19 protein-coding genes and 2 pseudogenes are annotated in these 23031 nt (G+C 69.9%); 10 read left to right on the top strand and 11 right to left on the bottom strand.

What is annotated here, in order from left to right:
• The first annotated feature begins 173 nt into the window (after positions 1 to 173).
• Both istA and istB read left to right on the top strand, forming a co-directional pair.
• Positions 174 to 1711, top strand: a pseudogene (gene istA, locus MET2598_RS43805) (IS21 family transposase).
• Positions 1712 to 1722: 11 nt separating this feature from the next.
• Positions 1723 to 2466 (top strand): annotated as a pseudogene (gene istB, locus MET2598_RS36970) (IS21-like element helper ATPase IstB).
• A 64-nt stretch (positions 2467 to 2530) separates the two neighbouring features.
• On the opposite strand, the gene MET2598_RS0120365 reads toward istB, so the two are convergent.
• Complete coding sequence (locus MET2598_RS0120365; protein WP_018262142.1) at positions 2531 to 3118, bottom strand: AraC family ligand binding domain-containing protein; 588 nt, start codon at positions 3116 to 3118, stop codon at positions 2531 to 2533.
• Positions 3119 to 3272: 154 nt separating this feature from the next.
• On the opposite strand from MET2598_RS0120365, the gene MET2598_RS0120360 reads away from it, so the two are divergent.
• From MET2598_RS0120360 to MET2598_RS0120340, 5 genes are all read left to right on the top strand, one after another.
• Positions 3273 to 4592, top strand: a complete 1320-nt coding sequence (locus MET2598_RS0120360) for a tetratricopeptide repeat protein (protein WP_018262141.1) — start codon at positions 3273 to 3275, stop codon at positions 4590 to 4592.
• An 8-nt stretch (positions 4593 to 4600) separates the two neighbouring features.
• Positions 4601 to 5860 carry an MFS transporter gene (locus MET2598_RS0120355; protein WP_018262140.1) on the top strand — a complete coding sequence of 420 codons (1260 nt, stop codon included), beginning with the start codon at positions 4601 to 4603 and terminating at the stop codon, positions 5858 to 5860.
• A gap of 20 nt (positions 5861 to 5880) precedes the next feature.
• Entirely contained in the window at positions 5881 to 6282 is a 402-nt protein-coding gene (locus MET2598_RS42920; RefSeq protein ID WP_236728763.1) for an alcohol dehydrogenase catalytic domain-containing protein, read from the top strand.
• A 331-nt stretch (positions 6283 to 6613) separates the two neighbouring features.
• On the top strand, positions 6614 to 7639 hold the full coding sequence (locus MET2598_RS0120345) for an esterase (protein WP_036270925.1): 1026 nt from the start codon (positions 6614 to 6616) through the stop codon (positions 7637 to 7639).
• A gap of 202 nt (positions 7640 to 7841) precedes the next feature.
• Positions 7842 to 8057 (top strand): hypothetical protein, encoded by a 216-nt coding sequence (locus tag MET2598_RS0120340; RefSeq protein WP_018262137.1) that lies wholly within the window; start codon positions 7842 to 7844, stop codon positions 8055 to 8057.
• Positions 8058 to 8186: 129 nt separating this feature from the next.
• On the opposite strand, the gene MET2598_RS0120335 is transcribed toward MET2598_RS0120340, so the two are convergent.
• Together MET2598_RS0120335 and MET2598_RS0120325 are read right to left on the bottom strand one after the other, a co-directional pair.
• Positions 8187 to 8462: a hypothetical protein gene (locus tag MET2598_RS0120335; RefSeq protein ID WP_012331447.1), complete on the bottom strand. Its 276-nt coding sequence runs from the start codon at positions 8460 to 8462 to the stop codon at positions 8187 to 8189.
• A gap of 386 nt (positions 8463 to 8848) precedes the next feature.
• Positions 8849 to 9052, bottom strand: a complete 204-nt coding sequence (locus MET2598_RS0120325; RefSeq protein ID WP_012331449.1) for a hypothetical protein — start codon at positions 9050 to 9052, stop codon at positions 8849 to 8851.
• Positions 9053 to 9814: 762 nt separating this feature from the next.
• Between MET2598_RS0120325 and MET2598_RS0120320 the strand changes: the two genes are divergently transcribed.
• Positions 9815 to 11728 (top strand): potassium transporter Kup, encoded by a 1914-nt coding sequence (locus tag MET2598_RS0120320; RefSeq protein ID WP_012331450.1) that lies wholly within the window; start codon positions 9815 to 9817, stop codon positions 11726 to 11728.
• 791 nt (positions 11729 to 12519) lie between these two features.
• On the opposite strand, the gene MET2598_RS42250 is transcribed toward MET2598_RS0120320, so the two are convergent.
• The 6 genes from MET2598_RS42250 to MET2598_RS0120285 all read right to left on the bottom strand — a co-directional run bounded on the left by MET2598_RS42250 (position 12520) and on the right by MET2598_RS0120285 (position 19025).
• On the bottom strand, positions 12520 to 12681 hold the full coding sequence (locus MET2598_RS42250) for a hypothetical protein (RefSeq protein ID WP_012331451.1): 162 nt from the start codon (positions 12679 to 12681) through the stop codon (positions 12520 to 12522).
• A gap of 196 nt (positions 12682 to 12877) precedes the next feature.
• Positions 12878 to 13240, bottom strand: coding sequence for a CsbD family protein (locus MET2598_RS0120310; RefSeq protein ID WP_018262134.1), 363 nt, complete (start codon positions 13238 to 13240; stop codon positions 12878 to 12880).
• Positions 13241 to 14498: 1258 nt separating this feature from the next.
• Complete coding sequence (locus MET2598_RS41365; protein WP_157182216.1) at positions 14499 to 14711, bottom strand: hypothetical protein; 213 nt, start codon at positions 14709 to 14711, stop codon at positions 14499 to 14501.
• Between the two features lie 399 nt (positions 14712 to 15110).
• On the bottom strand, positions 15111 to 17060 hold the full coding sequence (locus MET2598_RS0120295; RefSeq protein WP_018262132.1) for a DUF3604 domain-containing protein: 1950 nt from the start codon (positions 17058 to 17060) through the stop codon (positions 15111 to 15113).
• Positions 17061 to 17082: 22 nt separating this feature from the next.
• Complete coding sequence (locus tag MET2598_RS0120290) at positions 17083 to 18081, bottom strand: HupE/UreJ family protein (RefSeq protein ID WP_018262131.1); 999 nt, start codon at positions 18079 to 18081, stop codon at positions 17083 to 17085.
• Positions 18082 to 18095: 14 nt separating this feature from the next.
• Positions 18096 to 19025: a peptidyl-prolyl cis-trans isomerase gene (locus MET2598_RS0120285; RefSeq protein ID WP_236728762.1), complete on the bottom strand. Its 930-nt coding sequence runs from the start codon at positions 19023 to 19025 to the stop codon at positions 18096 to 18098.
• Positions 19026 to 19530: 505 nt separating this feature from the next.
• Between MET2598_RS0120285 and MET2598_RS42245 the strand changes: the two genes are divergently transcribed.
• Positions 19531 to 19824 carry a hypothetical protein gene (locus tag MET2598_RS42245; RefSeq protein ID WP_198293025.1) on the top strand — a complete coding sequence of 98 codons (294 nt, stop codon included), beginning with the start codon at positions 19531 to 19533 and terminating at the stop codon, positions 19822 to 19824.
• Positions 19825 to 19979: 155 nt separating this feature from the next.
• Positions 19980 to 21386 (top strand): TAXI family TRAP transporter solute-binding subunit, encoded by a 1407-nt coding sequence (locus MET2598_RS0120275; RefSeq protein ID WP_018262129.1) that lies wholly within the window; start codon positions 19980 to 19982, stop codon positions 21384 to 21386.
• Between the two features lie 81 nt (positions 21387 to 21467).
• On the opposite strand, the gene MET2598_RS0120270 is transcribed toward MET2598_RS0120275, so the two are convergent.
• Together MET2598_RS0120270 and MET2598_RS0120265 are read right to left on the bottom strand one after the other, a co-directional pair.
• Complete coding sequence (locus MET2598_RS0120270) at positions 21468 to 22127, bottom strand: hypothetical protein (RefSeq protein WP_018262128.1); 660 nt, start codon at positions 22125 to 22127, stop codon at positions 21468 to 21470.
• A 27-nt stretch (positions 22128 to 22154) separates the two neighbouring features.
• Positions 22155 to 22475, bottom strand: a complete 321-nt coding sequence (locus MET2598_RS0120265) for a hypothetical protein (protein ID WP_018262127.1) — start codon at positions 22473 to 22475, stop codon at positions 22155 to 22157.
• Positions 22476 to 23031: the final 556 nt, after the last annotated feature.

Genomic DNA, 23031 nt, shown 5'->3' with positions numbered 1-23031 from the left:
GATTCCGATTGAAGTCGGCCACCGGTTCCGAGGCGAAGCCGGCCAGCGTTCCGATTTGATGTCGGCCAGCGTTCCGAGATGAAGCCGGCCACTCGGTAGCCGGCATCGGCCACGGCGCATCCCCGCGGGTCAGCAACCGCGGCATCCCAGTCCTCGAGCACGAGGAGAGCGGGATGCCGGCCAGGAGACAGCTGACCATGCGACAAATCAAACAGATGCTGCGGCTCGCCCACGATGGGGTGAGTTCGCGCGAGATCGGACGAACGCTGGGCGTGGCCCGCTCGACCGTGCAGGACAACCTCGCCCGGGCAACCGCCGCCGGCCTAACCTGGCCGCTTGGCCCCGGGGTCAGCGACGCGGTGCTGGAACAGCGCCTGTTCGCCCGGGCTGGGGTGAAGCAGGGCATGCGGCGACTGCCCGAGCCGAACTGGCCCTCGCTGGTCAGGGAGATGCGCCGGCCCGGGGTCAACCTCACGGTGCTCTGGGAAGAGTACCGGGAGGCCCATCCGGAGGGCTACGGCTACTCCCGGTTCTGCGATCTCTATCGCGAGTTCGAGCGCCGGCTCACCCCGGTGATGCGCCAGCATCATGCCGCCGGTGACAAGGTCTTCGTCGACTACTCCGGCAAGAAGGTCGGGATCGTCGACTCCACCACCGGCATCGTACGCAGGCCCGAGATCTTCGTGGCGGTGCTCGGCGCGTCGAGCCTGACCTACGCCGAGGCGACCTGGACCCAGACGCTGCCCGACTGGATCGGCGCGCATGTCCCGCCCTTTCCGCTTCCTCGGCGGTGTCCCGCCTCGTCGTGCCCGACAACCTCAAGAGCCGGGGTGCACAAGGCCTCGTTCTACGATCCGAACCTCAACCGCTCCTACGGGATGATGGCCGAGCATTACCGGCGTCGGCGTCCTGCCGGCCGCGGCCTCGTAAGCCGCGCGACAAGGCCAAGGTCGAGGCCGGGGTTCGCTTCGCCCAGAGCTACATCCTGGGACGGCTGCGCCAGCAGACGTTCTTCTCGCTGGCCGAGTGCAATGCCGCCATCGCCGCGATGGTGGAGCGCATCAACGCCCACCTGATGCGCCGGCTCGGCACCACGCGCCGCGCCCTGTTCGAGGCGATCGAGCGCGCGCGCGCTCCGGCCCCTGCGGCGGAGGACTACAGCTTCGCCGAATGGCGGCTGCCCGGGTCAACCTCGACTACCACGTCGAGGCGGGGCGGCTTCCTGTACTCGGTGCCCCACGCCCTGATCCGCGAGCAGGTCGACGTGCGCCTTACGGCGCGCGCACCGGTGTTCCATCGCGGTCAGCGCGTCGCCGCCCACGAACGCCGCTACACCGGCCGGCGGCACGGCACCAATCCCGACCACATGCCCAGCGCCCATCGCCGCTACGCCGAGTGGAGTCCCGAGCGCTTCCGGCGCTGGGCGCGGAGCATTGGGCCGGAGACGGAGGGGCTGGTGATCGCCATCCTCCACGACCGGCCTCATCCCGAGCAGGGCTTCCGTACCTGCTTGGGTCTCCTGCGCCTCTATCGCGGGCTCGATCCGAGCCGGGCGGAGGCCGCCTCGGCCCGGGCCGTGGCCGTCGGGGCGCTCACCTACACCAGCATCGCCGCAATCCTGGCCAAGGGCCTCGATCGCGCAGCCCCGCCTGCCGAGGCCGTCCCGGTGATGCTCCACCCCAACCTGCGCGGCCCGCGCTACTTCCACTGACGGAGACGACGATGCTTAGCCATCCCACCCTCGATCTCCTGCACGAGCTCGGCCTGAGAGGCATGGCCTCGGGCTTCAAGGCGCTCGACGCTAACCCGGAAGCCCGCGCCCTCGGCCATGCCGAGTGGCTCGGACTGCTCCTCGACCACGAGGCCACGGCTCGGCGACAGAAGCGCTTCGAGACCCGCGCTCGCGCCGCGCGGCTGCGCCATCCCGCCAGCATCGAGGACGTCGACTACCGCAGCCATCGCGGCCTGGACCGGGCGCTGTTTCCTCAAGCTCGCCACCAGCGACTGGATCCGGACCCGGCGCAACCTCGTGATCACCGGCCCATGTGGCGTGGGCAAGAGCTGGCTGGCCTGCGCGCTGGGGCACAAGGCCTGCCGGGACGACCTCTCGGTCGTGTACTACCGGGTCCCGCGCCTGTTCACCGCGCTGGCCCTCGCCCGCGGCGATGGCCGCTACGGCCGGTTGCTGCGCCAGATCGCCAAGGGAACCTGCTGATCCTCGACGATTGGGGGCCCGAGCCGCTCCTGCCCGAACAGGCTCGCGACCTCCTCGAGATCGTCGAGGACCGCTACGATGCCGGCTCGACCCTGATCACCAGCCAGGTGCCGGTGGATCGCTGGTACGAGATCATCGGCATCCCCACGCTCGCCGATGCCGTCCTCGACCGGCTGCTGCACAATGCCCACCGCATCGAACTCGCCGGCGAGAGCCTGCGCAAACGCAAGGCGACCGAGCCCGCCGCTTGACCCGCCGATCCGACCTCGTGATCTTCACCCCAGACCCGCGGGAGCGCCCCGTCGCCGGTCGGCTTCAGATCGGAACGGTGGCCGGCTTCGCCTCGGAATGACGGCCGGCTTCAACTTGGAACCCCCGGCCGGCTTCGTCGGAATACGCAGCGTAGAGCGCTTCGCAGAGCCCGACCAGGGCGCCCGCGCGCGGCCAGGGAAGCGCGCCCGGAAGCGCTTGGGCGCGCCGCAGCTGGTCCAGGATCAGGGCGGTCACACGGCCGGCATAACCGTCGGCATCCTCCGCTCCCTCGATCGCGGCGGCCTCGACGATGAGGGCCTGCAGCAGGGCCGAGACGCCGAACACGGTCGGGCTCTCCGGCAGGCCACGGCCGGCTTCGTCGGCGATCCAGAGGCTGCGGAACTCGGCACCCAGGAGCGATCCGACCCGGTGCCGCTGACCGGTCGGCAGCCAGACGGCCTGCTCCGGTGAGATCACGAAGGAACGCCCCTCCACGGCCACCGTCAGCACCCCGGAGATCGCGTAGACGACTTGGTTCCAGTGATGCGCATGCTCCGCGAAGGCGTGGCGCGCCGGGATGGACTGCGCGCGGACCGTGAGCGGATGGGGCGGTGCCAAGCCGGGCGGCGTCTCGATCGTCTCCCAGGTCATGCCGGGCTCCAGTTTGGCTGGAATTCTACATAGAATGTCACCTCATCGAAATACAGACAGAGGGCGGTCCGGTATGCACGGCGGGGTCCGACGCACCTGACCGCAGGGCGGGCATCCACCCGCGCTGCCACACGACCGAGCCCAGGAACCTGTCATGGCCCACCTCGATCGCCGCGGCCTGCCCCTCTCGACCACCTCCGACCGTGCCGCCGCGCGCTACCGGGAAGGGGTCGATCTTCTCCTGTCGGCGTGGCCGGGCGCGGCGGAGGCCCTGGAAGAGGCGGTGGCGGCCGATCCGGATTTTGCTCTGGCGTACGCGGCGCGGGCGCGCCTGCACGCGATGCGCGGTGAGACCGCCGCAGCACGCACGCGGATCGAGAAGGCGCACGAGGTCGTCACCCGCAACGGTACCCCGCGGGAGCGGAGCCACGTCGCGACGTTGAGCCTGGCCGTGACCGGGCAGTCCGCCAAGGCACTCGAAAGCGCGCTGGCCCACGCCGACGCCTGGCCGCGCGACGTGCTGATCCTGTCGCTGCCGCTCGGGGCCTTCGGTCTGCTGGCCTTCTCGGGCATGTCCAACCACGATCAGGCCCGGGTTGACCTCTGCGAGCGCCACGCGGCGCATTTCGCGGCCGATGACTGGTGGTTCGTCTCCTACCGAGGCTGGTCCCATGCCGAGAACGGCGCGGTCAGGTACGGCCGCGACCTGGCACAGCGCGGGTTCGCGCTGCGGCGCAACAATGCCAACGGGGCCCACGCCCTGTCGCACGCCATGTTCGAGGACGGCGCGGGCGAGGAGGCCGAGGCGCTGATCACGGACTGGCTGCCGGGCTATGACCGCTCCGGGATCCTGCACGGCCACATCGCCTGGCACGCCGCGCTGTCCGCCTTGGAGCGCGACGATCCCGAGCACGCTCTGAGGATCTACGCCGCGCACGTCCAGCCCTCGGTGACGGCAGGGTTGCCCATCAACGTCGTCTCGGACACCGTCTCGCTGCTCTGGCGCATGCAGGCCTACGGCTACGAGGTGCCGGCCGGGCTGTGGGACGATGCCAAGGCCTACGCGAGCGGCCATTTCACCAAGGCCGGCTTCGCGTTCGCCGACGCGCATATGGGCCTGCTGGCAGCCGCAACCCGCGACAGGGCCGCTGCGGAGGCGCGCATCGGCGCCCTGACCGACCTTGCGGCGGCGGGCAGCCTCACGGCCGGTCCGGTCGTGCCCGCGATCTGTCGCGCCGTCCTGGCGTTCGCGGAGGAGGATTACGCGACTTGCGTGCGCATCCTGGAGCCGGTCGCGGCCGAGGTGACGCGCATCGGCGGCAGCGGCGCCCAGCGCGAGATCATCGAGGACACGCTGCTCGTCGCGCTGATGCGCGGTGGCGAGGCCGCCAAAGCGCGCGCCCTGCTCGACCGCCGCCTGCACCGCCGCCCGTCGCCGCGCGACACGCGCTGGCACATCCTCCTCACGGCCTGAGAGATCCCATGTCGCACGCTGAAGCCGGTCCGGCGAGCGGGCCCGCGCCCGCTCGCCCTGCGCGGTCCGATACCGGCAACGTCCTCCGGCTGGCGATCGCCCAGGCGCTCGCCGGCGCGAACTCGACGGTCGTCTACGCGACCGGCGCCATCGTCGGGAGCATGTTGGCGCCGAGCCCCGTTCTGGCGACGCTGCCGATCTCGATCTTCGTGGTCGGCATGGCCGCCTGCACCCTGCCGGCCGGCGCCATCGCCCGGCGCCATGGCCGCCGCGCCGCGTTCCTCGCCGGGACGGGCTGCGGTGTCCTCGTCGGCCTGCTGTCCGCCCTCGCCATCGTGCTGGGCTCGTTCTGGCTGTTCAGCCTCGGCACCTTCTTCGGCGGCGCCTACGCCGCGGTGGTCCTCTCGTTCCGGTTCGCCGCCGCCGACTGCGTCAGGCCGGAGCGGCGCCCGCGGGCGCTGTCGGCCGTGATGGCCGGCGGGGTCTTCGCCGGAATCATCGGCCCGCAGCTCGTCACCCACACGATGAGCCTGTGGCCGCCGTACCTGTTCGCGGCCACGTTCCTGGCGCAAGCCGCCGTCGCCGCCGTCTCGGCCCTGGTTCTGCTCGGCGTGCGGCTGCCGATGCCGACCGCGCAGGAGCTGGCCAGCGGCCGTCCGCTCGGCGTCATCGCACGCCAACCCCGGTTCATCACGGCCGTGATCTGCGGGGTGGTGTCCTACCTGCTGATGAACTTCCTGATGACGTCGGCGCCGCTGGCCATGCACCTGTGCGGCCTGTCGCAGGAGGACGCCAACCTCGGCCTGCAATGGCACGTGATCGCCATGTACGGACCGAGCTTCTTCACCGGCCGGCTGATCACGCGCGTCGGCGCGCCGCGCGTGGTCGCGACCGGCTTGGCGCTGACCGCGGTCTCTGCCGGCGTCGGCCTGGCCGGCGTGGACGTCGCGCATTTCTGGATCGCGCTGGTCATGCTCGGTGTGGGCTGGAACTTCGGTTTCGTCGGCGCCTCGGCGATGGTGCTGGAGTGCCACCGTCCCGAGGAGAAGGCGCGCGTGCAGTCGCTCAACGACTTCGCGGTGTTCGGGACGATGGCGGTGGGCTCGTTCTCGTCGGGCGGCCTCCTGTCCCGCTACGGCTGGGATGTGGTCCTCTGGATCTCGTTCCTACCCCTTCTGGCGGCGGTGGGCGCCCTGGCGTGGAGCGCGGTGCGCGCTTCCGGTGCCCGCCCGGTCGCCGACGTCGCGGGCCGGTCGAGCGCGTTGTGACGAGGCCGATCTGCCGGGCCATGCAGGTCACGACCTCCGGCACCCTTGACGAGGTCGAGCGGACGACCCCCGAGCCGGGAGCCGGCCCGGTGCTGATCGCGGTTCAGGCCTGCGGGATCTGCGGCGCCGACGCCGCCGCCATCGCCGACGCCCATCCAACGCCGCGGCCGCCGCGAGTGCCCGGCCACGAGGGTGCCGGGCGGATCGTGGCTCCGGGTGACGGGGTGCCGACGCTCTGGAAACCGGGGCAGCGCGTCGGCGTCGGCCGCCTGGGCGGCCACTGCAACGCCTGGCCCAATGCCGCCGAGGGCTGTTTCAGCTCTGCCGGAACCAGCCCCTCGTGGGCGCCTCCCGCGATGGCGGCGATGCCGAGATGGTGCCTGCGCGCGCCACGGGTCTCGTCTCGATCCCGGACGCACTGAGCGCCGAAGAGGCCGCGCCCATCCTCTGCGCGGGCATTGCCACGTTCAACGCGCTCAGGACGTCCGGCGCCGAGGCCGGCGACGTGGTTGCCGTCCTGGGCATCGGCGGGCTCGGCCACATGGCCTTGCAGCAGGCCCGGAAGCCGGACGTGACCCACATGGCGGCACATTGGCGGCACATTGGCGGCCTGCGGCGGCTGGGCGGCCTAGAGGGCTCCGGGCGCACTGCAGCCGAGGGCACGTTCGAGGATGCGATGGCCGCCTCGGCCACGTGTCCTACCTTCTCTGCAGCACGCTCAACGACACCGACGGCCCTAGGGAGGGCGCCCTTATGCGTTTTGCACTGCTCGCCGCGTTATGCGCTCTCGCAGCCCCAGCTCTCGCTCAGACCGCGCGGCCCGAACCCGGCCCGCTGACCATCGCCAAGCAAGGCAGCTTCTTCGTCGGCGGCCGCGAGGTGAGGTCCGACACCCTGTCGACCCTGCCGAACTACGACCCGTCTGGCACCATCACCGTCGACCAGATGTACGTGCGCTATCAGGCGCCTGCAGGCCAGGCGGGAGTGCCCATCACGCTCATCCACGGCTGCTGCCTGACCGGCAAAACCTGGGAGACGACGCCCGACGGCCGGATGGGCTGGGATGAGTACTTCGTGCGTCACGGACATCCGACCTATGTCATCGATCAAGTCTGGCGCGGCCGGTCCGCCACGGACCCGTCCGCCATCAATGCGGTCCGTCTCGGCAAAGCGCCTGCCGACAAACTGCCGACCGTGTTCTCCGCCGGGCACGAGGGCGCCTGGGCCATCTTCCGGTTCGGCCACGAATATCCGCAGGTGATGCCCGGCATGCGCTTTCCGCTCGCGGCGCAAGCCGAGTTCTGGAAGCAGATGGTTGCCGACAGCGCGGCGAACCTGCCGACCCCGAACCCGACGGTCCACGCGCTATCCGAGCTGGCGCAGAAGATCGGCGGAACAGTGCTGATGAGCCACTCGCAGTCGGGCATCTACCCGTTCCAGACCGCCGCCCTCAGCACCCAGGGCGTGGCAGGGATCGTCTCGATCGAGCCGGCCGCGTGTCCCGAGCCGACGGCTGATCTCACCCCCTACAAGAGCGTGCCTATCCTCGTGCTGTTCGGCGATTACGTCGATGAGTTCTCGCGGTGGGCGCCGCGCCTGAAGAACTGCCGCGCCTTCGTGGCCGCTGTCTCGGCTGCGGGTGGCAAGGCCGAGATCATCGTGTTGCCGGACATCGGCATCAAAGGGAATTCGCACATGCTCATGCAGGACGACAATAGTCTCGATATTGCTGACATTCTCTTGGAGTGGATCGGCAAGCACATTACGGCAATTCACTAACCTGTAGAGCCCTACTTTATGCTTCAGTGCTTGCCTGCTGATTCTGTGCGGGAACATCGGTTGCGTAAGCGTCCGCTTCCGCTATCACGCCGACGGCACCCGCGGCGAGCACTGAAAGACAGCGGGGTAACGTGCGAGCTTCGATCCGACACGGGGCCGTGACGTGATAGATCAGACCAAAAAGCTCGCGGAAGTCTCGCGCATGGCCAACCTTCTGGCCGACCGCATCTTCCGCGCTCACATGGCCGGAGAGGAGGTTCCGGACGCGCACATGAGTGCCCTGATCACGGCCGGGCTGCTGCTGGACGCGTACGGAATGGACGTGCCGCCCTTGCTCATCCCCATCATGGATCAGATCCGGTCGCGGGCGGCCGCAGAGGCTGAAGCGCATGAGCGTGCTGACGGCGGAGAGGGCTGAGCAGGCATGGTCGGCTCGGGGTCGCTGCCGATGCCGACATCGCGTCTTCGCGAGCGCCCTCGTCAGGCCACGGCACGGCCTGCTCCCGGGTCCGGTGGTGCGGATCACTCCGCCCGGCAACCGCAGCGCTCACCCGACCCCAATCTCGAACTCCATCCCGCGGCCCGGGCCCTGGTCGGCGTAGGTGATGAGGATGTAGCCGCGCTCTGCCAGAGCCGCCTCCAGCCTGTCGCGGTGCTTGCGGTACATCTGCCCGATCGCCAGCGGCGTCAGGCGCGGGTTGGCGCGTCGAAGCTCCTCCACGCCGATCGTGAGCGGAGCACTCTCCCGATCCGCTATGCGGATGATTGCGGATGCCAACTCCGCCGCCTTTGTCTCTGAAGCCGACTTTGCCTTGAACGCCATCCTGATTTCCACGCTTGGTCGCGTTGGGCTTAGCCGCCCTGCAGGTTCTCAGCAAAGTCGTCCGACGCCTCGCGGAACGGACCGAGAAGGGTGATGCTCTCTGCCATCTCCCACCTCCTGGAGCGCATCGCTCTGCGCGGGCTCAACGCGCTCCCGGTTCGGGCGCGGCAGCGCGATGTCGGCGCGGGCGAGAAGCGGGCCTGACCGACGACGTGTGAGGTGCGCACACGGCGCTGCACCACGCGGCTCGCCGAGGTCCCGTCCGTGTCGGCGCACCTGCCCGAGGGACCGCCGCCCAGAACAGACTTCTTACGGCGGGAGAGTGCTGCCGCCGCACAATCGAGGACGGAGCCGCACGCGCCGTCGGGCCGCCCCCTGCCAGGCGGTCAGCGCCGCGCCCCCGCCCCCGGGTGGGCAGTCCGCTCCAGCGCCGCGAGAGCCCGAGCGTGCGCCTTGGCCTCAGTCTCATGCGGCCGATCCGACCGTTCCAGGAGCTTGCCATGCTTGCGGATCGCCCAGCCGAAATGGCCTTTGGGCGTGGTGAGCGGTGACACTTCGATCGCGAAGGGGTGCAGGCTGTTGTTGGTCATCGCGGCTCTATCGCATGTCCGGGCCGCCATGGCCAGTTTCGGCGCTCGTCGTGCGCCTGCCGGCCTTGGCGCACGCCGCCCGGTGGCTGCTCCGGCCGCTCAGCGTGACCAACCGCCCGGCTCCCGCTCAGACGGCCGGTCGAGGCGCCCGGCATCCCACCGAGTCGCCCAGGGGATCACGGGGCTGCGCCTCGCCAAGGGCCGGCAGGCGCCCGCCCCGCCGTTCCGATGGCCGCTCGACCAGGGCGCCCGCAGGCTTGCTGCCTCGTCCGCGGGGGGCAGGCGCGGATCCGGGGCATGTCGCAGAGAGTTCCGGCATAGAAGAGTGTGCTTGCTGCATGGGCGCACTCCGTTTCCATGGGACGATATCGGGCCCGCCACACAGCTTGACTGACTTCGTCGTCGTGGGCGAGCAGGCGGTGAGCGGGCATCGTGCCGTGCTGTTCGGAGAAGATTGTCTTCGGCCGTTGAACGTGCGCGCCACGCCCGTCGCAGCCTCGTGTTGCCCAGGCGGATCATGTCCTGACACGCCATCCTTGCGGATTGAAGCGTCCGAGAGACCGTCGTTGGTCTCACATGACACCATGTGCCACTTGGAGCATCCCCGGCCGGGGAAGCTCATGGAACGTCGGTTCCGCGCGGCCACGACTGACGACGCGCTCCCGACGACGGGCCGAGGGCGGTGATCGAACGATCCCCACGCGACGGCCGTTGAAGTCGGTCCTCAGACTTGATCTGTGGCCTGGCCAGAGAGCGAAGCCGATGCATACGCTTGCAAAGCCCGACCTTCCTGCGGCGCACGCTCCATTGCCGGCGAGCGCCGAGCACGGCTCGAAGACGGGCTTCTGGGCGCTCACCTTAGGATCCATCGGCGTCGTCTACGGCGACATCGGCACCAGCCCGCTCTACGCGCTCAAGGAGTCGCTGCACGCGGCCAGCGGCAGCGCCCACGCCCTCACTCGCGAGATGGTGTTCGGCGTCGTCTCGCTGATCCTGTGGGCGCTCATCCTGATCGTCACGCTCAAGTACGTGCTCCTCGTCATGCGGGCTGACAACAACGGCGAGGGCGGCACCCCCTCCCTCGTCGCCCTGGCCCAGCGCGCGCTCGGCCACCACGGCGGCTTCGTCATCGTGCTGGGCATGATCGGGGTCGCCCTGTTCTACGGTGACGCGATCATCACCCCGGCCATCTCGGTCCTCTCGGCCGTCGAGGGCCTGAAACTCGTCACGCCCGCCTTCGAGCCCTACGTTCTGCCGATCAGCCTCGCCATCCTGATCGGCCTCTTCGCCGTCCAGAGCCACGGGACGGCCCGCGTCGGCACCTTCTTCGGACCGATCACCGCCTTCTGGTTCATCGTCATGGCGCTCGGAGGTTTGAGCCACATCGCGGACGATCCCGGCATCCTGGCCGCCCTCAACCCGGCCCACGGCATCCGCTTCCTGCTCGGCCACGGCACGGCCGGGCTCCTGGCCCTCGGGGCCGTGTTCCTGGCCGTGACGGGGGCTGAGGCGCTCTACGCCGACATGGGACATTTCGGGCGCTCGCCGATCCGGACGGCCTGGTTCGGCCTCGTGCTCCCGGCGCTGGCCCTCAACTACCTGGGGCAAGGCGCGATGCTGCTTGCCCACCCGGAGCGGATCGAGAACCCTTTCTTCCTCCTCTACCCCTCCTGGGCCCTGCTGCCGATGGTGCTGCTTGCCACCGTGGCGACCATCATCGCGAGCCAGGCGGTGATCACCGGCACCTTCTCGATCACCCAGCAGGCCATGCAACTCGGCCTGCTGCCGCGAATGCGCGTCCAGCGCACCTCCGAGACGGAGAAGGGGCAGATCTACATTCCGCGGGTGAACTGGTGGCTGCTGGTCGCCGTCGTGTTCCTCGTATTGCTGTTCGAGTCGTCGAGCGCGCTGGCCGCCGCCTACGGCATCGCCGTGACCGGCGACATGGTCATCACCGCGTGCCTGCTCTTCACCGTCGCCTGGAAGTTCTGGCGCTGGTCGCCGGCCCTGGCGGCGCTGGTGCTCGCGCCCTTCCTGCTGATCGAGCTGGTGTTCCTGTCGGCCAACGCGCTCAAGGTTTTCCATGGCGGCTGGGTGCCGCTGACCATCGGGGCCGCCCTCGTCACGGCGATGTGGACGTGGCGGCATGGCTCGGCCCTGATCGCGGAGGAGATCCACCGCCGGTGCCTGCCGCTCTCCGAGTTCACGCGGATGGCCGAGACCGGGTCGGTTCAGCGGGTGGCGGGCACGGCGGTGTTCCTGACCGGAACGCCGAGCGACACGCCCGGCGCCCTGATTCATAACGTCAAGCACAATCGGGTGCTGCACGCCCACAACTTCATCCTGCACGTCGTGACGGAGGACTTGCCGCGCCTGACCGACGCGGAGCGCGTCACGGTCAGGCGGCTGTCCGACGCTTTCTCCTGCGTGACGGTGCGGTTCGGCTTCAAGGAGATGCCCGACCTCCCGCGCGCCCTGGCGGCCGCCGGGCTCGACGAAGCCAGCCTGTCCTACTTCCTGACGCGGCGGGTCCTGGTGGCCTCGCCGGAGACCGGCATGCCGGTGTGGCAGGACCGCCTGTACATCGCCCTGGCGCGCTCGGCGACGGACGCGTCGCGCTACTTCGGCATCCCCGTGGACCGTGCGGTGGAGATCGGTGCGCAGATCAAGATCTGAGGTGGGTGGTGCCTCGCGCACGGCCGCTTGAGCGGGCCCGCTCAGCCGATGTCCGGCCACGCCCGCGGGGGCAGGTCATCTGCGCCGCGAACGAGGCGTCAGGCGCCGGATCGATCCGCTGGGCAGCGGCATCCCGTCGACCATCCCGCGGCGGCCCGACACTGACCCGACCGCGGAGGCCATCGGGCCGCCTTCGGGATTTCGAGACCGCCCAGCTGTGCTGCGTCCCAGGGTGGGCGAAGGCAGCGATGGGCGCCGCCCGCGGATGAGGCCGGTTTTTCCCTGGTCCGTGACCGGGCTCCCGAGAGAAGGGAGCCCGGCCGAAGCACCGCACGTTCAGCCGATCACGCACTCACCGCGACGGGGCGGTGGAGTTCGTCGGGCTGCTTGGGGCAGTGGTCGACGTGCCCGCGCCTGGAGCAACCGGAGCGATCCCCGGGGCCGGCGCCGTCACCGTTCCGGTCGCCGCGGGAGCACCACGCTCCGGCATTCCCTTCTCGGCGTTGCTCTTCACGCTGCCGGGGTTGTTCATGTTGCTCTCGGCGCTGCCTGGAGCGGTCGTGGTCTGCGCGAAAGCGGCACCTGTCAACGTGAGCGTGGCAGCCAGAGCGAGTGTTGTTGAGCGCATGGGTTCGCCTCCGAGATGGACACGGCCCTCAACGCGCTTCGCTGCCAACTGTTCGAGGGCTTTGCGCGGCGGAGAACTGGACCATTCGAAGCGTCACGCAACGCAACACCCCGCTCGCAGGCGTGCTGGGCGGGGGTGCTGATCTGCGTTGCTGCGGTGCCGCTCAGGCAGCGAGCTTGGCGGCCAGGATCTCGTTCTCGTTGCTGGCGACCAGCGGCAGGGCCGGGGCGGGCGCGCGCGGGGTCATGCGATCGGCGGCGACCAGGACCAGCGACGCGTTCACGGCAGCGGCGGCGACGAGGCTGAGCAGGGCGAGGGCGATCATCTGAGGCGTTCCCGAGTGGCGTTGTGCGATGCACCATATGTGGCACTGCACAACGCGCCTTGGTATGCCACATGCCAGATGGCTGGCATGCGATGGCGGCATGACCGCTCACGCCGGTGGCCTCGGCCCAGGATCGGGGCGGGCAGCAGTGGGGCCAGGGTGATCCAGACCTGTCGGCCCAGCCGCTGCGGCTCGCTCAACGCCGGCCGTGGATCAGGTAGCCGAGCAGGTATCCGACAGCGACGGCCCCCAGGAGCGCTCCAAGCGGCGCGTCCTGCGTGTACGGCCTGACCGCCTCATTCCCGCGCCGGTAGACTTCGTCAGCACCGGGGAGACCTTGGCGGCCTCTCCTCAGCGCATCCTGGGCCAGATCAGCGGTCTGGTCGGCCAAGCGGCTCGCCGCGTCCTTGGCCTGTCCGACCAGGTTCTCGGCGGTGCCCCGAGCCTCCCGGAGGGCGCCTTCCGCTTGGGTCTTGGTGTCGCCAGTCAGGTCACCGACTGCGCCCTGGACCTGGCCAGCCACCTTGTTGCTCTCCCCGGTCACACGCTTCTCGTCCATCGCTCGTCTCCTCCGCTCGCCAGACGCACGAACGCCCAGCGGAGGAGTAGGACCTCGCCGGGCGCGCGCTGCAGGGGAACTTCGCTTCGATGGAGGAACGAGACCGCGGGCGTTGGGTTCCCCGAATCGCCCCGGACACGGGGCTGATCATGGGCGAGACGGACGCGGCAGAGCCATTGTTACCTCTCGAACCTGCTCTGGAACGGTTGCGCCGGGCGATCGGTGCATGAAGCGGAGCGGCAGGCAGACCAGTCGCAAGGGCCGCCGCGGGCAGGACCGCTGCCGCTGCCGTGGCCTGAAGTATTTCAGCGGGCTTCTCGACCAGGCGGAAGTCGGATACGTTCCAGAAATCGACGATAGGCTCCGGGGATGACCATGCCTTCGGCCAAGACCTCTTCTCAAGACGGCGGCTCGCCAGCCGACAATCCCGGCCATGCTCGGGTCGGAGACATCTCTGAAAAAGAACTCGACACAGTGACTGGCGGCTCCATTGCCGGAACTGGATGTTTGACCTGGAATACAACCCGGTACGAAAATAGGTTTATCGAGATAACAACTCCTCAGGGCTCTCAAAGCTCTGGCAGTGGCGGTGGTAAGGGCCTTTGATGGGTCCAGATCTGCTCGACCCGTAGGTCGGGGCGCTGCCGCCGCATGGTTGGAGTCGGCGGCAGCAAGGTGCCGCTACCGCCTTGCGGTCTGACGACCGTAACGGTTCCGTTCACGCCCTCCGCCGCCTCAAGCGCGATCGCCGAGATCGAGCCGACGGCGCCGTCACCTGCTCGGCGATCTCGGCGATGTGCGCCCAATCGCCGTCCGGACCCGCGACCACATCATTCCTGCCATGGCTGCCTCTCCCGGAAACGGGGCTCTGCTCGTCGTCGCGCGTGAGGGCGGCCCGTGCGCACAAGCCCCCGTATGGGGCGACGAGAGCCCGCCCTGGCAGGACGGGCCGGTGGAGGCGGAGTCCCACCGGGTCAAGCGGCGCACACCGCGGCATGGCACGATGTGGATGCTCGCCCGCCCTGCGACGGCGGCGCGGCAGGACTCTTCGGGATCTCCTCCCCGACCTCGGGCCGCTCCTAGGGAGCGGCCTTCCTTTGCTGGGTCGCCCCTCGCCCGCGCGAGGCTCATTCCCTCGACGAAGGACGCCGGCCACGGCGGGGCGGGCTGGAAGTCATCGGAGTAACAGCCGATCGCGGCGCTCTCGCAAGTGCTGCTACGCCGACCCCGTCGTGCTCAGCCTCTCGCGCGGGGGCCGTCACGAGGCCGCGCGCTCCACGAGCCACAGGATCAGCATCGCAACGAGCCCCGTGACCAGCGTCTGCGCGAAGACCTGCGCTCCCGCGCCCCATGCGAATTCTGACCCGAGGTATCGCTCGAGGGCGATGCCGGCGAGCGCGCCGAACCCGCCCGCGATGAACACGACGAACCGCCTGCGGTACCACGGTCGAGGATCCTGCGGCTGGGCCATGGTCGGCGATGCGCCTCCCGGGTCTCCCAGTTGGCTGCCGGTGAGGACCGGCCCGTCCGCTCAACGCGTGCGAGGGCGGCCCGTTCGCATGATCCCACGGGTTGGGATGCCTCATGATGCCCCCGGGCAGTCCTCGCAAGCACCGGCGCGCCCCGGGCCATCCGCCAGTCGAGGGCCAATCTGTCGGCCTCCGGCGGGGCCTCGCGGGTGGGCGGCGCGACGTCCGCCTGGCGCAGGCCGGCCGCCTCTGGCCAGGCCACGCCGCGGCGTTCCAGGCGATCAGGTCCGCACCTGAGGCGGCCAGCCCATGGCCGGTACCCGGTCGGGGCCCACCAGACCCTCGCGGGGCAGGGGCGTATCCGCCCCGCCCTCAGCCCACCGGATACCGTCTCACGGCCCTCATTCGGCAGGCGAGTACCAGATCGGCGACGTGTAGGCGCGTTCCTGCAGCGATGTCGGCACGTCTGGCCTCAGTTTCACCCCGTAATACTTGGCGTCATATGTCGTCCATCGGGGTGTCGGGATTTCGAGGACCCGGCCGTAATAGAAGGCCCGCTGTTTCGGGTCGAAGTCAGGATCCTTCCAGACGGCGATCAGCTCGGGGCTCCCGATGCTGTTGCTCCAGGTTGCGCTCGCGACATCGACCGTGTTGCCGACCGGCGGCAGCTTCCCGTCGCCGCCCGGCTTGCGCTCGCCCGACCACGCGACGTCATAGACCTTCTCCTGCATCTCCCCCCGGTCGTCCAGCCAGCCCTTGACGATCTGGTAGCGGTCGAGATTGGCCCCGATGGGATCCTTCAGGGCCGCCACCAGGAAGGTCGGGGCCTTGCCGGGAGGAGCCGCGCCGAGATCGCCGCCCATCGGAACGCCCTTGGAATAGCCGGCAAGCGCGGGGCTCCTGGTCCTGGCATCGGCCGGCTCGAAATCGTATCCGCCGAAGAAGCGCACCAGCATGCGCGGGCCCGTCGTCGCATAGGTCTCGCGACGCTCCATCGCGTCGAAGAGGGCCTCGCGCGTGTTCTCCGTCGCCCACACGGCCGCGTAGCCGGAGGCCGAGGTCTCCCACTCGTAGATCGTTCCGGCCGCGCCCTTGACGAAGACGCGGCTGCTGCGTTCCGCGCTCGGCTCCATCGCGGACGTCTTGCCGAAGTAGTTGTCCTCCTCGACCGCGCTCAGCCCGGTATGGGAATCGGTCGAGCCGACCAAGCCGAACTTGTAGGGGTTGACGCCCGTTTCGGCCTCCAGCTTCAGGCCCAGCTTCAGCCCCGAGCGGGCATACTCGTACTGCAGCATGTCCGCCGTCTTGGGCGCGGTCAGGTCCAGATTGCCCTTGTCCCAGCGCTCGAAATTCGCGAACTCGTCGTTCGGGGAGAGATAGGGGTGGGTCTCCCCGTCTCCTTTGATCTGCGTGGCCTCGTAGAGGCGCTCCCACTTCGCCCGAACCTCGGCATAGCCGCGGTCGATGCGCCGGCCGGTGCCGGGCTCGACGATCGGAAACATGCGGCCGTTGGAGACATTGCCGTTGTGGGCGATCGCCAGCAGGCGGCCCCCGGTCTTCTCCTCATAGGCGGCCATCCACGTCCAGAGATCGCGCGGGTTGTCGCTCCCGAAGGGGGCCATCGTCGTGTAGGGCACGATCCGGCTAGCCTTCTCCCCACCGTCGCGGAAGATGACGTTGCGGTGAAGGTTGTTGCCCGCGGTGTTGGAGGTCCACTCGTAGCCGATGAGGGCCGTGAACCGGCCGGGATCGTTGGCCTGCTCCGCCGCCTTGACGATCTCCTGCCAGGCCGAGCGAAAGGGGCTCCCGTCGGGTCGGTACACCAGGGCCTTGGGGAAGGTGCCCTGCGAGAAGGCTATGATGATCTCGATGGCCGCGTCCGCGCCGCGGCCATCGAGGATCATGTCATGCCATTTCCGGCCGGTCGGATCGGCCAGAATGCTGGCCTTGCCGGCCAGCAGGTCCGGGAAGAAGCCCAGATTGTCCGAGTGGTCGGCGACGACGAGGAAATCGAGAGGCCGGGACAGCTTCGCGGGCTGGCCGGAGGAGGCGGTGACCTGCTCGCCCCTGGCGAAGCGGTAGGCCTCGCTCGGCCCGAGCCGGGCGCCGAACGCGCCGGCATCGAACGAGAAGGACGTGTGCAGGTGGGTGTCGCCGAAGAACGGCCGGCTGGGAAAGCTGCGGTTCGCGTAGGGCGAGTAGGGGCGCTTCGCCGGGTAGAGCTTGTCGGCGGCGTCCTTGGTCAGCGTGCCGACGTCGGTCGCCGTGCCGTCGGCCGCCAAGGCCGGCACAGCAAAGGAGAGACCCGTCACGCCGAGCAGCGCGAGCTTCAGGATCGTGCGGTGAGCCATGGCTGCCTCATCGAACCGAGGTTCAGAACTGCGCAACGCGCTGGATGACCCAGAACATCGCGACGGATCCGATCAGGTAAGGGGGGACGAACTGCGTCCAGTGCGGAAGCGGGCCGCCCAGGCGCCGGAGAAGAACGGCAAGCGCCAGCACGGCGCCGACGAACAGCAGCTGGCCCGCCTCCACCCCGAGATTGAACAGGAGCAGCGCCACCGGGATGTGCCCCGCGGGCATGCCGATCTCGCTCAGCGCGCCGGCGAAGCCGAAACCGTGCAGCAGCCCGAACGCGAAGGCGACGAGCCAGGGCGCCTGCGCCGCGAGCCCGGGCCTGCCCCCGCGGGCACGGATGATCTCGACCGCCACGAACACGATCGAGAGCGCGATCACCGCCTCGACGGGCTTGGGCGGCACATGGACGACGCCGAGCGCGGCCGCGCTCAGGGTGATGCTGTGCGCGGCCGTGAAGGCCGTGATCGCCCAGAGGAGCCGACGGGTCGAGTCCGTGACGAGGATGAGACCGAGCACGAACAGCAGGTGGTCGAACCCGAGCAGGATGTGCTCGATCCCGAGGGACAGGTACGTGCGCGCGACGCCGATCCCGCTCTGCGCCGCCGCGATCGTGGCCTGCGGTGCCGCGGGTGTGAGCCGATGCGCGAAGGAGCGCCCGTCCGCGAAGCTGACGCGCAGCAAGGCGTCGGAGACCGTGCTCTCGAGGCCGACCAGACGCACGCTCTGACCGGAGAGGCCGTCCTTGGCGCGAACCCGCCAAGTCTGCACCATGGCCCCATCGGTCCTGCGGGAGACGACGGGGGACAGGGGTTCGGCCTCGCCCGAGAAGCTGACGCGCAACGCCAACCTGAGGTCCCCGCGCATCGGCGTCTTCAACAGCACGTCGAAAAGGCCCGGTGCCTCTTCCCGCAGCTCAAGGTAGGCGGGCCGGACCTCGTGGGCAGAACTGGCCGAGCCGCCGATCACGCTCAGCAGACCGAGACAAGCCGCGACGGCGCAGAGGCGGGCCAGCATTCCGGGACGCTCCCTCATCGGGCTGACGGGGCGGCTTCGCGACCGAGCGGGCCCACCATGGGCGGCGGCACGCCTGCGTCCCAGACGACGCCGTACTTGTCTCGCAGCCTGCCGAGATAGGCGTCCTTCAATTCGCGCTCCTTCGCCCTGTGCCAGTCCTCCGAGACCAGGTTGCGGACCTCGTCGTAGCCGCGCAGCGCGCCTTGCGCTCGGCTCGAGACCAGCACGAGGTGGGTGCCGTAGGCGGACTCGACCGGGCCGCTCCACGACCCCACGGGCAGGGCGAAGGCGGCCCGGGCGAAGGCGGGGCCGAACAGGCTCGACAGGGCCTGGAGGTCGATGTCGGCGAAGCTGGAATCGAGGGCCAGCGGGTCCCCGTCCGGCAGGGTCTCGGTGGCGCTGGCCGATGAGAGCAGGGTGCGCGCGGCGCTGGCCTCCGCCGCGGCCTGTGGCCGGCGCTCCGGGCTGAAGAAGATCTGCTGGAAGGACAGCCGCGGCGCGGTCCGGTAGCGTTCGGCATGATCCTGGTAGAAGCGCCGAAGCTGGTCTTCGCCGGGCTCGGCGATGCGGGCCGTGTCCTCGACGAGGAAGCTGAGCTTCTGCGCCAAGCGCCGCCGCACCACCGTGTCCTGTCGATCGAGGCCGAGCGCCCGGGCTTCCCGCGCGAGCAGTTCCTCATGGAGCAGCGTGGTGAGCAGATCCGTCATCTCGTCGGGGGTCGGGTCCCGTCGCCACTGGCTCGAGAAGGTGTCCCGCACCCAGCGGACCTCGCCCTCGCCGATCCTGATCGGCTCCGGCTCGCGCGATGACGGCGCGCTCCGGTTCAGCCAGGAATAGCCGCCGAACAGGACGGCACCAGCACACAGGAAATGCAGAAGCGGCTCTCTCAGCAGCTTGCTCAGCAGCTTGCGAATCCCCGCCGCCATCGGATTGGCTGGTCGCATCCTCGTCCTCTCCATCCCGACGGGCGCATCACCGTCACGGCCGGATCTCGGCAGGGAGCATCGCGAACGGGCCGGCAGGATTGCGGACGCATCCACGAGACAAGTCGCACGAGACAAGTCGCACGAGACAAGTCGCACGAGACATGCCGCGCCGCTGCGTTGCGCGCACCGCCTCGACCGCCTCGCCGGGGCTGACGAGGCAGAGGCCAGGGCACCACCGGCCGGCAGACCCACGCGAAGTCTCGCGCTCGCCGCTCGCATCATCCGAAGATCCGCCCCTCCCGCTTGATCGCCCGGGACAATCTGCCGGCAGATGGGGACAGCGCGCTCGTTGGGGGCACTCGTGGGGGCAGCGGAGAACGCGGCGGCTCCTTTGCCGCCGAAACTGCCTCGATGCCGGAGCTGTAAGGTCCTGTCCCTTGCGATCAAGTCAGGAGAACCCATGAGGGCTAAGATGAAGCATCCCTGTCCGTTCTATGGCTGCCGCGGAGGAGGTCATGAGGTCATGACGAACTCACACGCAGGCGCCGCCGTCCTGATGCTCTCGCTTCTCGCAGGGGCAGCGGGTGGAACCGGCCGAGCCGAACCCCGTGTGGTCCTCGCGCAGGGCAGCGTCACCATCCCCAGCGATGCGCAGCTGGAGCGCATGCAACGGGAAGCGATCAGCACGCCCCCGCTCGACGTGAGCGAGGGCGCGCAGGGGGGCGGTCAGGGCGCACGGACCCGGCAGATTGAACGGCGTGATCACGGCGGCGATCGGAGGCGCCCGAAGCACGATGGCGCCTGCGACGATTGCTGAGCGGGCCCGGGAGGCGCGTCCACGTCTGGACTAGGCTCGCTTGGATCGGGCCATCGCCGCATGGCGGAGCCGGAACCGTCCCTGGGGCGCCAGCATGATGCGGCCGAAGCGGCCGAAGCGGCCGAAGCGGCCGAAGCGCCCGGAGCGGGGTGACGATGAGGAACGCGAAGCCCGTCGATGCCGAGCCTGACCGGGCGGGCCCGGAAAGCTCCGTCGCCGTCGTGCCGCGGCGCAGGGGATGGGGCCGAGCCCTGGCCCTCGTCGGGGTGCTGCTCGCCGCAGCTGCCGGTTTCGGGCTCGCGCATGTCTGGTCGCCGCACGCCAACCTGCGCATCACCACGGGCCCGCCGGGCAGCGCGGCCTACCGCTTCATCGCGGCCTTCGCGTCCGTCTCCAAGGTCCAGCATCCCCGCGTCAACCTGGAACTCGTGCAGGTGGACGACCTCGGGGGGAGTGCCAAGGCTCTGGAGGAGGGCCGGACCGACCTCGCGATCGTGCGCAGCGACGCGGCCCCGCCCGCTAATGCCCAGACCATCGTGATCCTGCGCAGGGACGTCGTCGCCTTCGTCCTGCCGCCCCATAGCCACGTCAGCTCCGTCGCCAACCTGGCGGGCAAGACGGTCGGCATCCCCGCCGGGCCGCTGCAGGCCGCCAATGCCCGGGTCCTCGACACGGTGCTGGGCTACTTCAACGTCGCCGCCAAGGATGTGGGCAGGGTCTTCCTGCCGGTGGACGACCTCGCCCAGGCCGTCCAGCAGAAGAAGCTGGCCGCGATCCTCGCGGTCGGCCCCGTGGCCCCGGGCGAGGTCGTCGATGTGGTCGCGGCGATCGCGCACGCGACCAGGGGGACGCCGACGATCCTCGATCTCGACGAGGCGGAGGCCATCGGCAAGCGCTTCCCCGGCTTCGAATCGATCGACGTGCCCGCCGGGGCGTTCCGGGCGAGGCCCGCCACGCCGAGCGACACCGCCACGACGCTCGCCGTCACCTACCGGTTCGCCGCGTCGGAACTGATGCCCAACGTCGTGGCGGCCGCGATCGCCCGCTCGATCCTGACCGCCAAGGCCAAGCTCGCGACCATCACGCCGCTCGCCAACCAGATCGAGGCGCCCGATCCCGACGACAAGAGCCCGATCCTGCCCGTCCACCCGGGCGTCGCGGCCTATCTCAGCAACGGGGACCAGAGCTTCTTCGACCAGTTCCAGCAATATTTCTATGTCGGCGGCTTGGTCATCAGCCTCGCCGGCTCGCTGTTCGCGGCCGTCTCGAGCTACTGGAGCCGGCGGAGGTCGGAGGAGGATTGGCGGCCGATCAAGCGGCTGGTGGAGATCGCCGACCGAGCGCCTCGCGCCGAGGCGCCCGAACTCGTGGCGCTGGAGGGCGAGTTTCAGGGGCTGGTGTCGTCCGTTCTGGGCCGGTCGCCCGGGACCATGGCAGCCGATCAGCTGTCAGCCTTCTCGACGGCGCTCGCGCATGCCCGGCACGCCCTGGATTGCCGGCGCGCCGCGCTCGGCCCCGATACGGGCTCCCGGCCCGCGGCCACCCTGGTCCATTCCAGGTAACACGAGGTGCCCCTGGCGGCGCGCCGTGAACCGATTCCGGGGCTGGATCGGGCCCGTCCTGCGCGGCATGGCCTCGTGTCCTCAGGAGCCGAGGGGGCGACCGGGCTCGGAGCCCGATCCCGCGTGACGCCGCCCGGCAGGCCCCAGCAGGAGCGCGCGCAGCTGCGCGCCACCGGTCGCATGGTCGATCTCCCGGTACGTGAAGTACGGGATCAGCGCCACGAACATCACCCAGGCGAAAGTCGCCAGGCCGCGCGGGCCGCCGGCCATCTCCGGCAGGACGGCGCGTGGCGGCTTCCCGTGCCAAGCCCCGACCAGCAACTCCTCCAGCACGTAAGCGGCCGCCAGGACCGCCGTGAACAGAAGCGAGCGGTACAGGATCACGTAGAGGAGCGGCCCTCCCTCCAGGCGCCGGCCAATGCCGGTCAGGGACCCGACCTTCGCCGCCTCGGCGATCAGCATGAACTTGGCCAGCACCAGGGCATTGATCAGGCCGAGCGCGTAGAAATGATAACTCGGAAAGTGTTGAACCTCCTGGTCGACTCGGGCGTAGATATTCACGCTGAAGAGGATCAGGGTGCCGAAGATCACGACGAGGTAAGAGGCGAAGCCCAGGTAGCGCTTCGCCTCGGCGGCGGCCCGTCGCGCCAGGGAGTGGGTCGTCGTGCTCGCGCCGGCGCTCGCCTGATCCTGCGGGCCAGGAGCAAGGGGGGCAAGCTGTCGTGGGGATACGGGGGACATCGCTCGTTCTCCGGGGCTCCCGTCAGCTCACGATCCTCTCAGGATCCGGCGCGCCTGGGCGACGGCGTCCTCGCAACCCCCCGGGTCTCCGGCTTGGTCGGCGCTCCGCGCTCGGGCGAGCGCGGCCCGCGCCGCCGCCGCCGCGCCGCCCTCGCCGAGAGCCACTTCGGCCTGCAGGATTGATCCGGGCGTCGGCTGCCGGTGACGCATCGCAGCCGTACTTTCCGGGGCCGTGCGCCCGCTCCCGGCCTCCTGCTCGATCCTGGCGTCCACCTCGCGCTGCAGGCTCTCGATCGCGCCCGTGCAGGCTCCCGCGTGAAGCGGCCCGGTCAGAGCCAGCCAGATCACGGCCCCGACGAGGGGGCGCCGCGGCCACGGGTTTGCCCGGCGACGAAGCCGCGGCCGGGGATCCGCCGAACCGTGCAGGCGCGCGCGCCGAACCTTCGTGACGACAGGTGATGCGACGACGGACATAGCCCACTCACAGGGTTGGCGGCCCCGCACCGGCGTTGCGGCGCGGGGCCTGACGGGTCGGGGTCGGGCTGCGAGCTTGACCGGGTGCTTGCTCTCGATGGTGCGGATCAGGCGGCGGGTCCGCGCGATGATGGCCAATTCGTCCGCGAGGCAACTTTCCAGGAGGACGCCCCATGCGGCCCGGCCGTCAGCGTGGACACCCTGCGAGGCTAGGCCGCTTCGCGACGACCCGCTTGATCGAGCGCGACATTGTCCGGCGTCGCTGGAGAAACGCATGCCGGGGACCGCCTCGACGCTGGCGCGGCGGGACATGGAGGGCGCCCGGGGCAGTCAGGACTTGGCGGCGACCGCTTTGGGCTCGGGTGCCGGCATCCTTGTCGCTGGACGTGGACGCGCAGGCACGCTCATGGGACGCGCCTCGGGGTGGCTC

This window comes from Methylobacterium sp. WSM2598 (assembly GCF_000379105.1).
Taxonomy (GTDB): Bacteria; Pseudomonadota; Alphaproteobacteria; order Rhizobiales; family Beijerinckiaceae; genus Methylobacterium.
The sequence above is the reverse complement of the archived record's forward strand: the minus strand, read 5'-3'. Positions and strand labels throughout refer to the sequence as shown.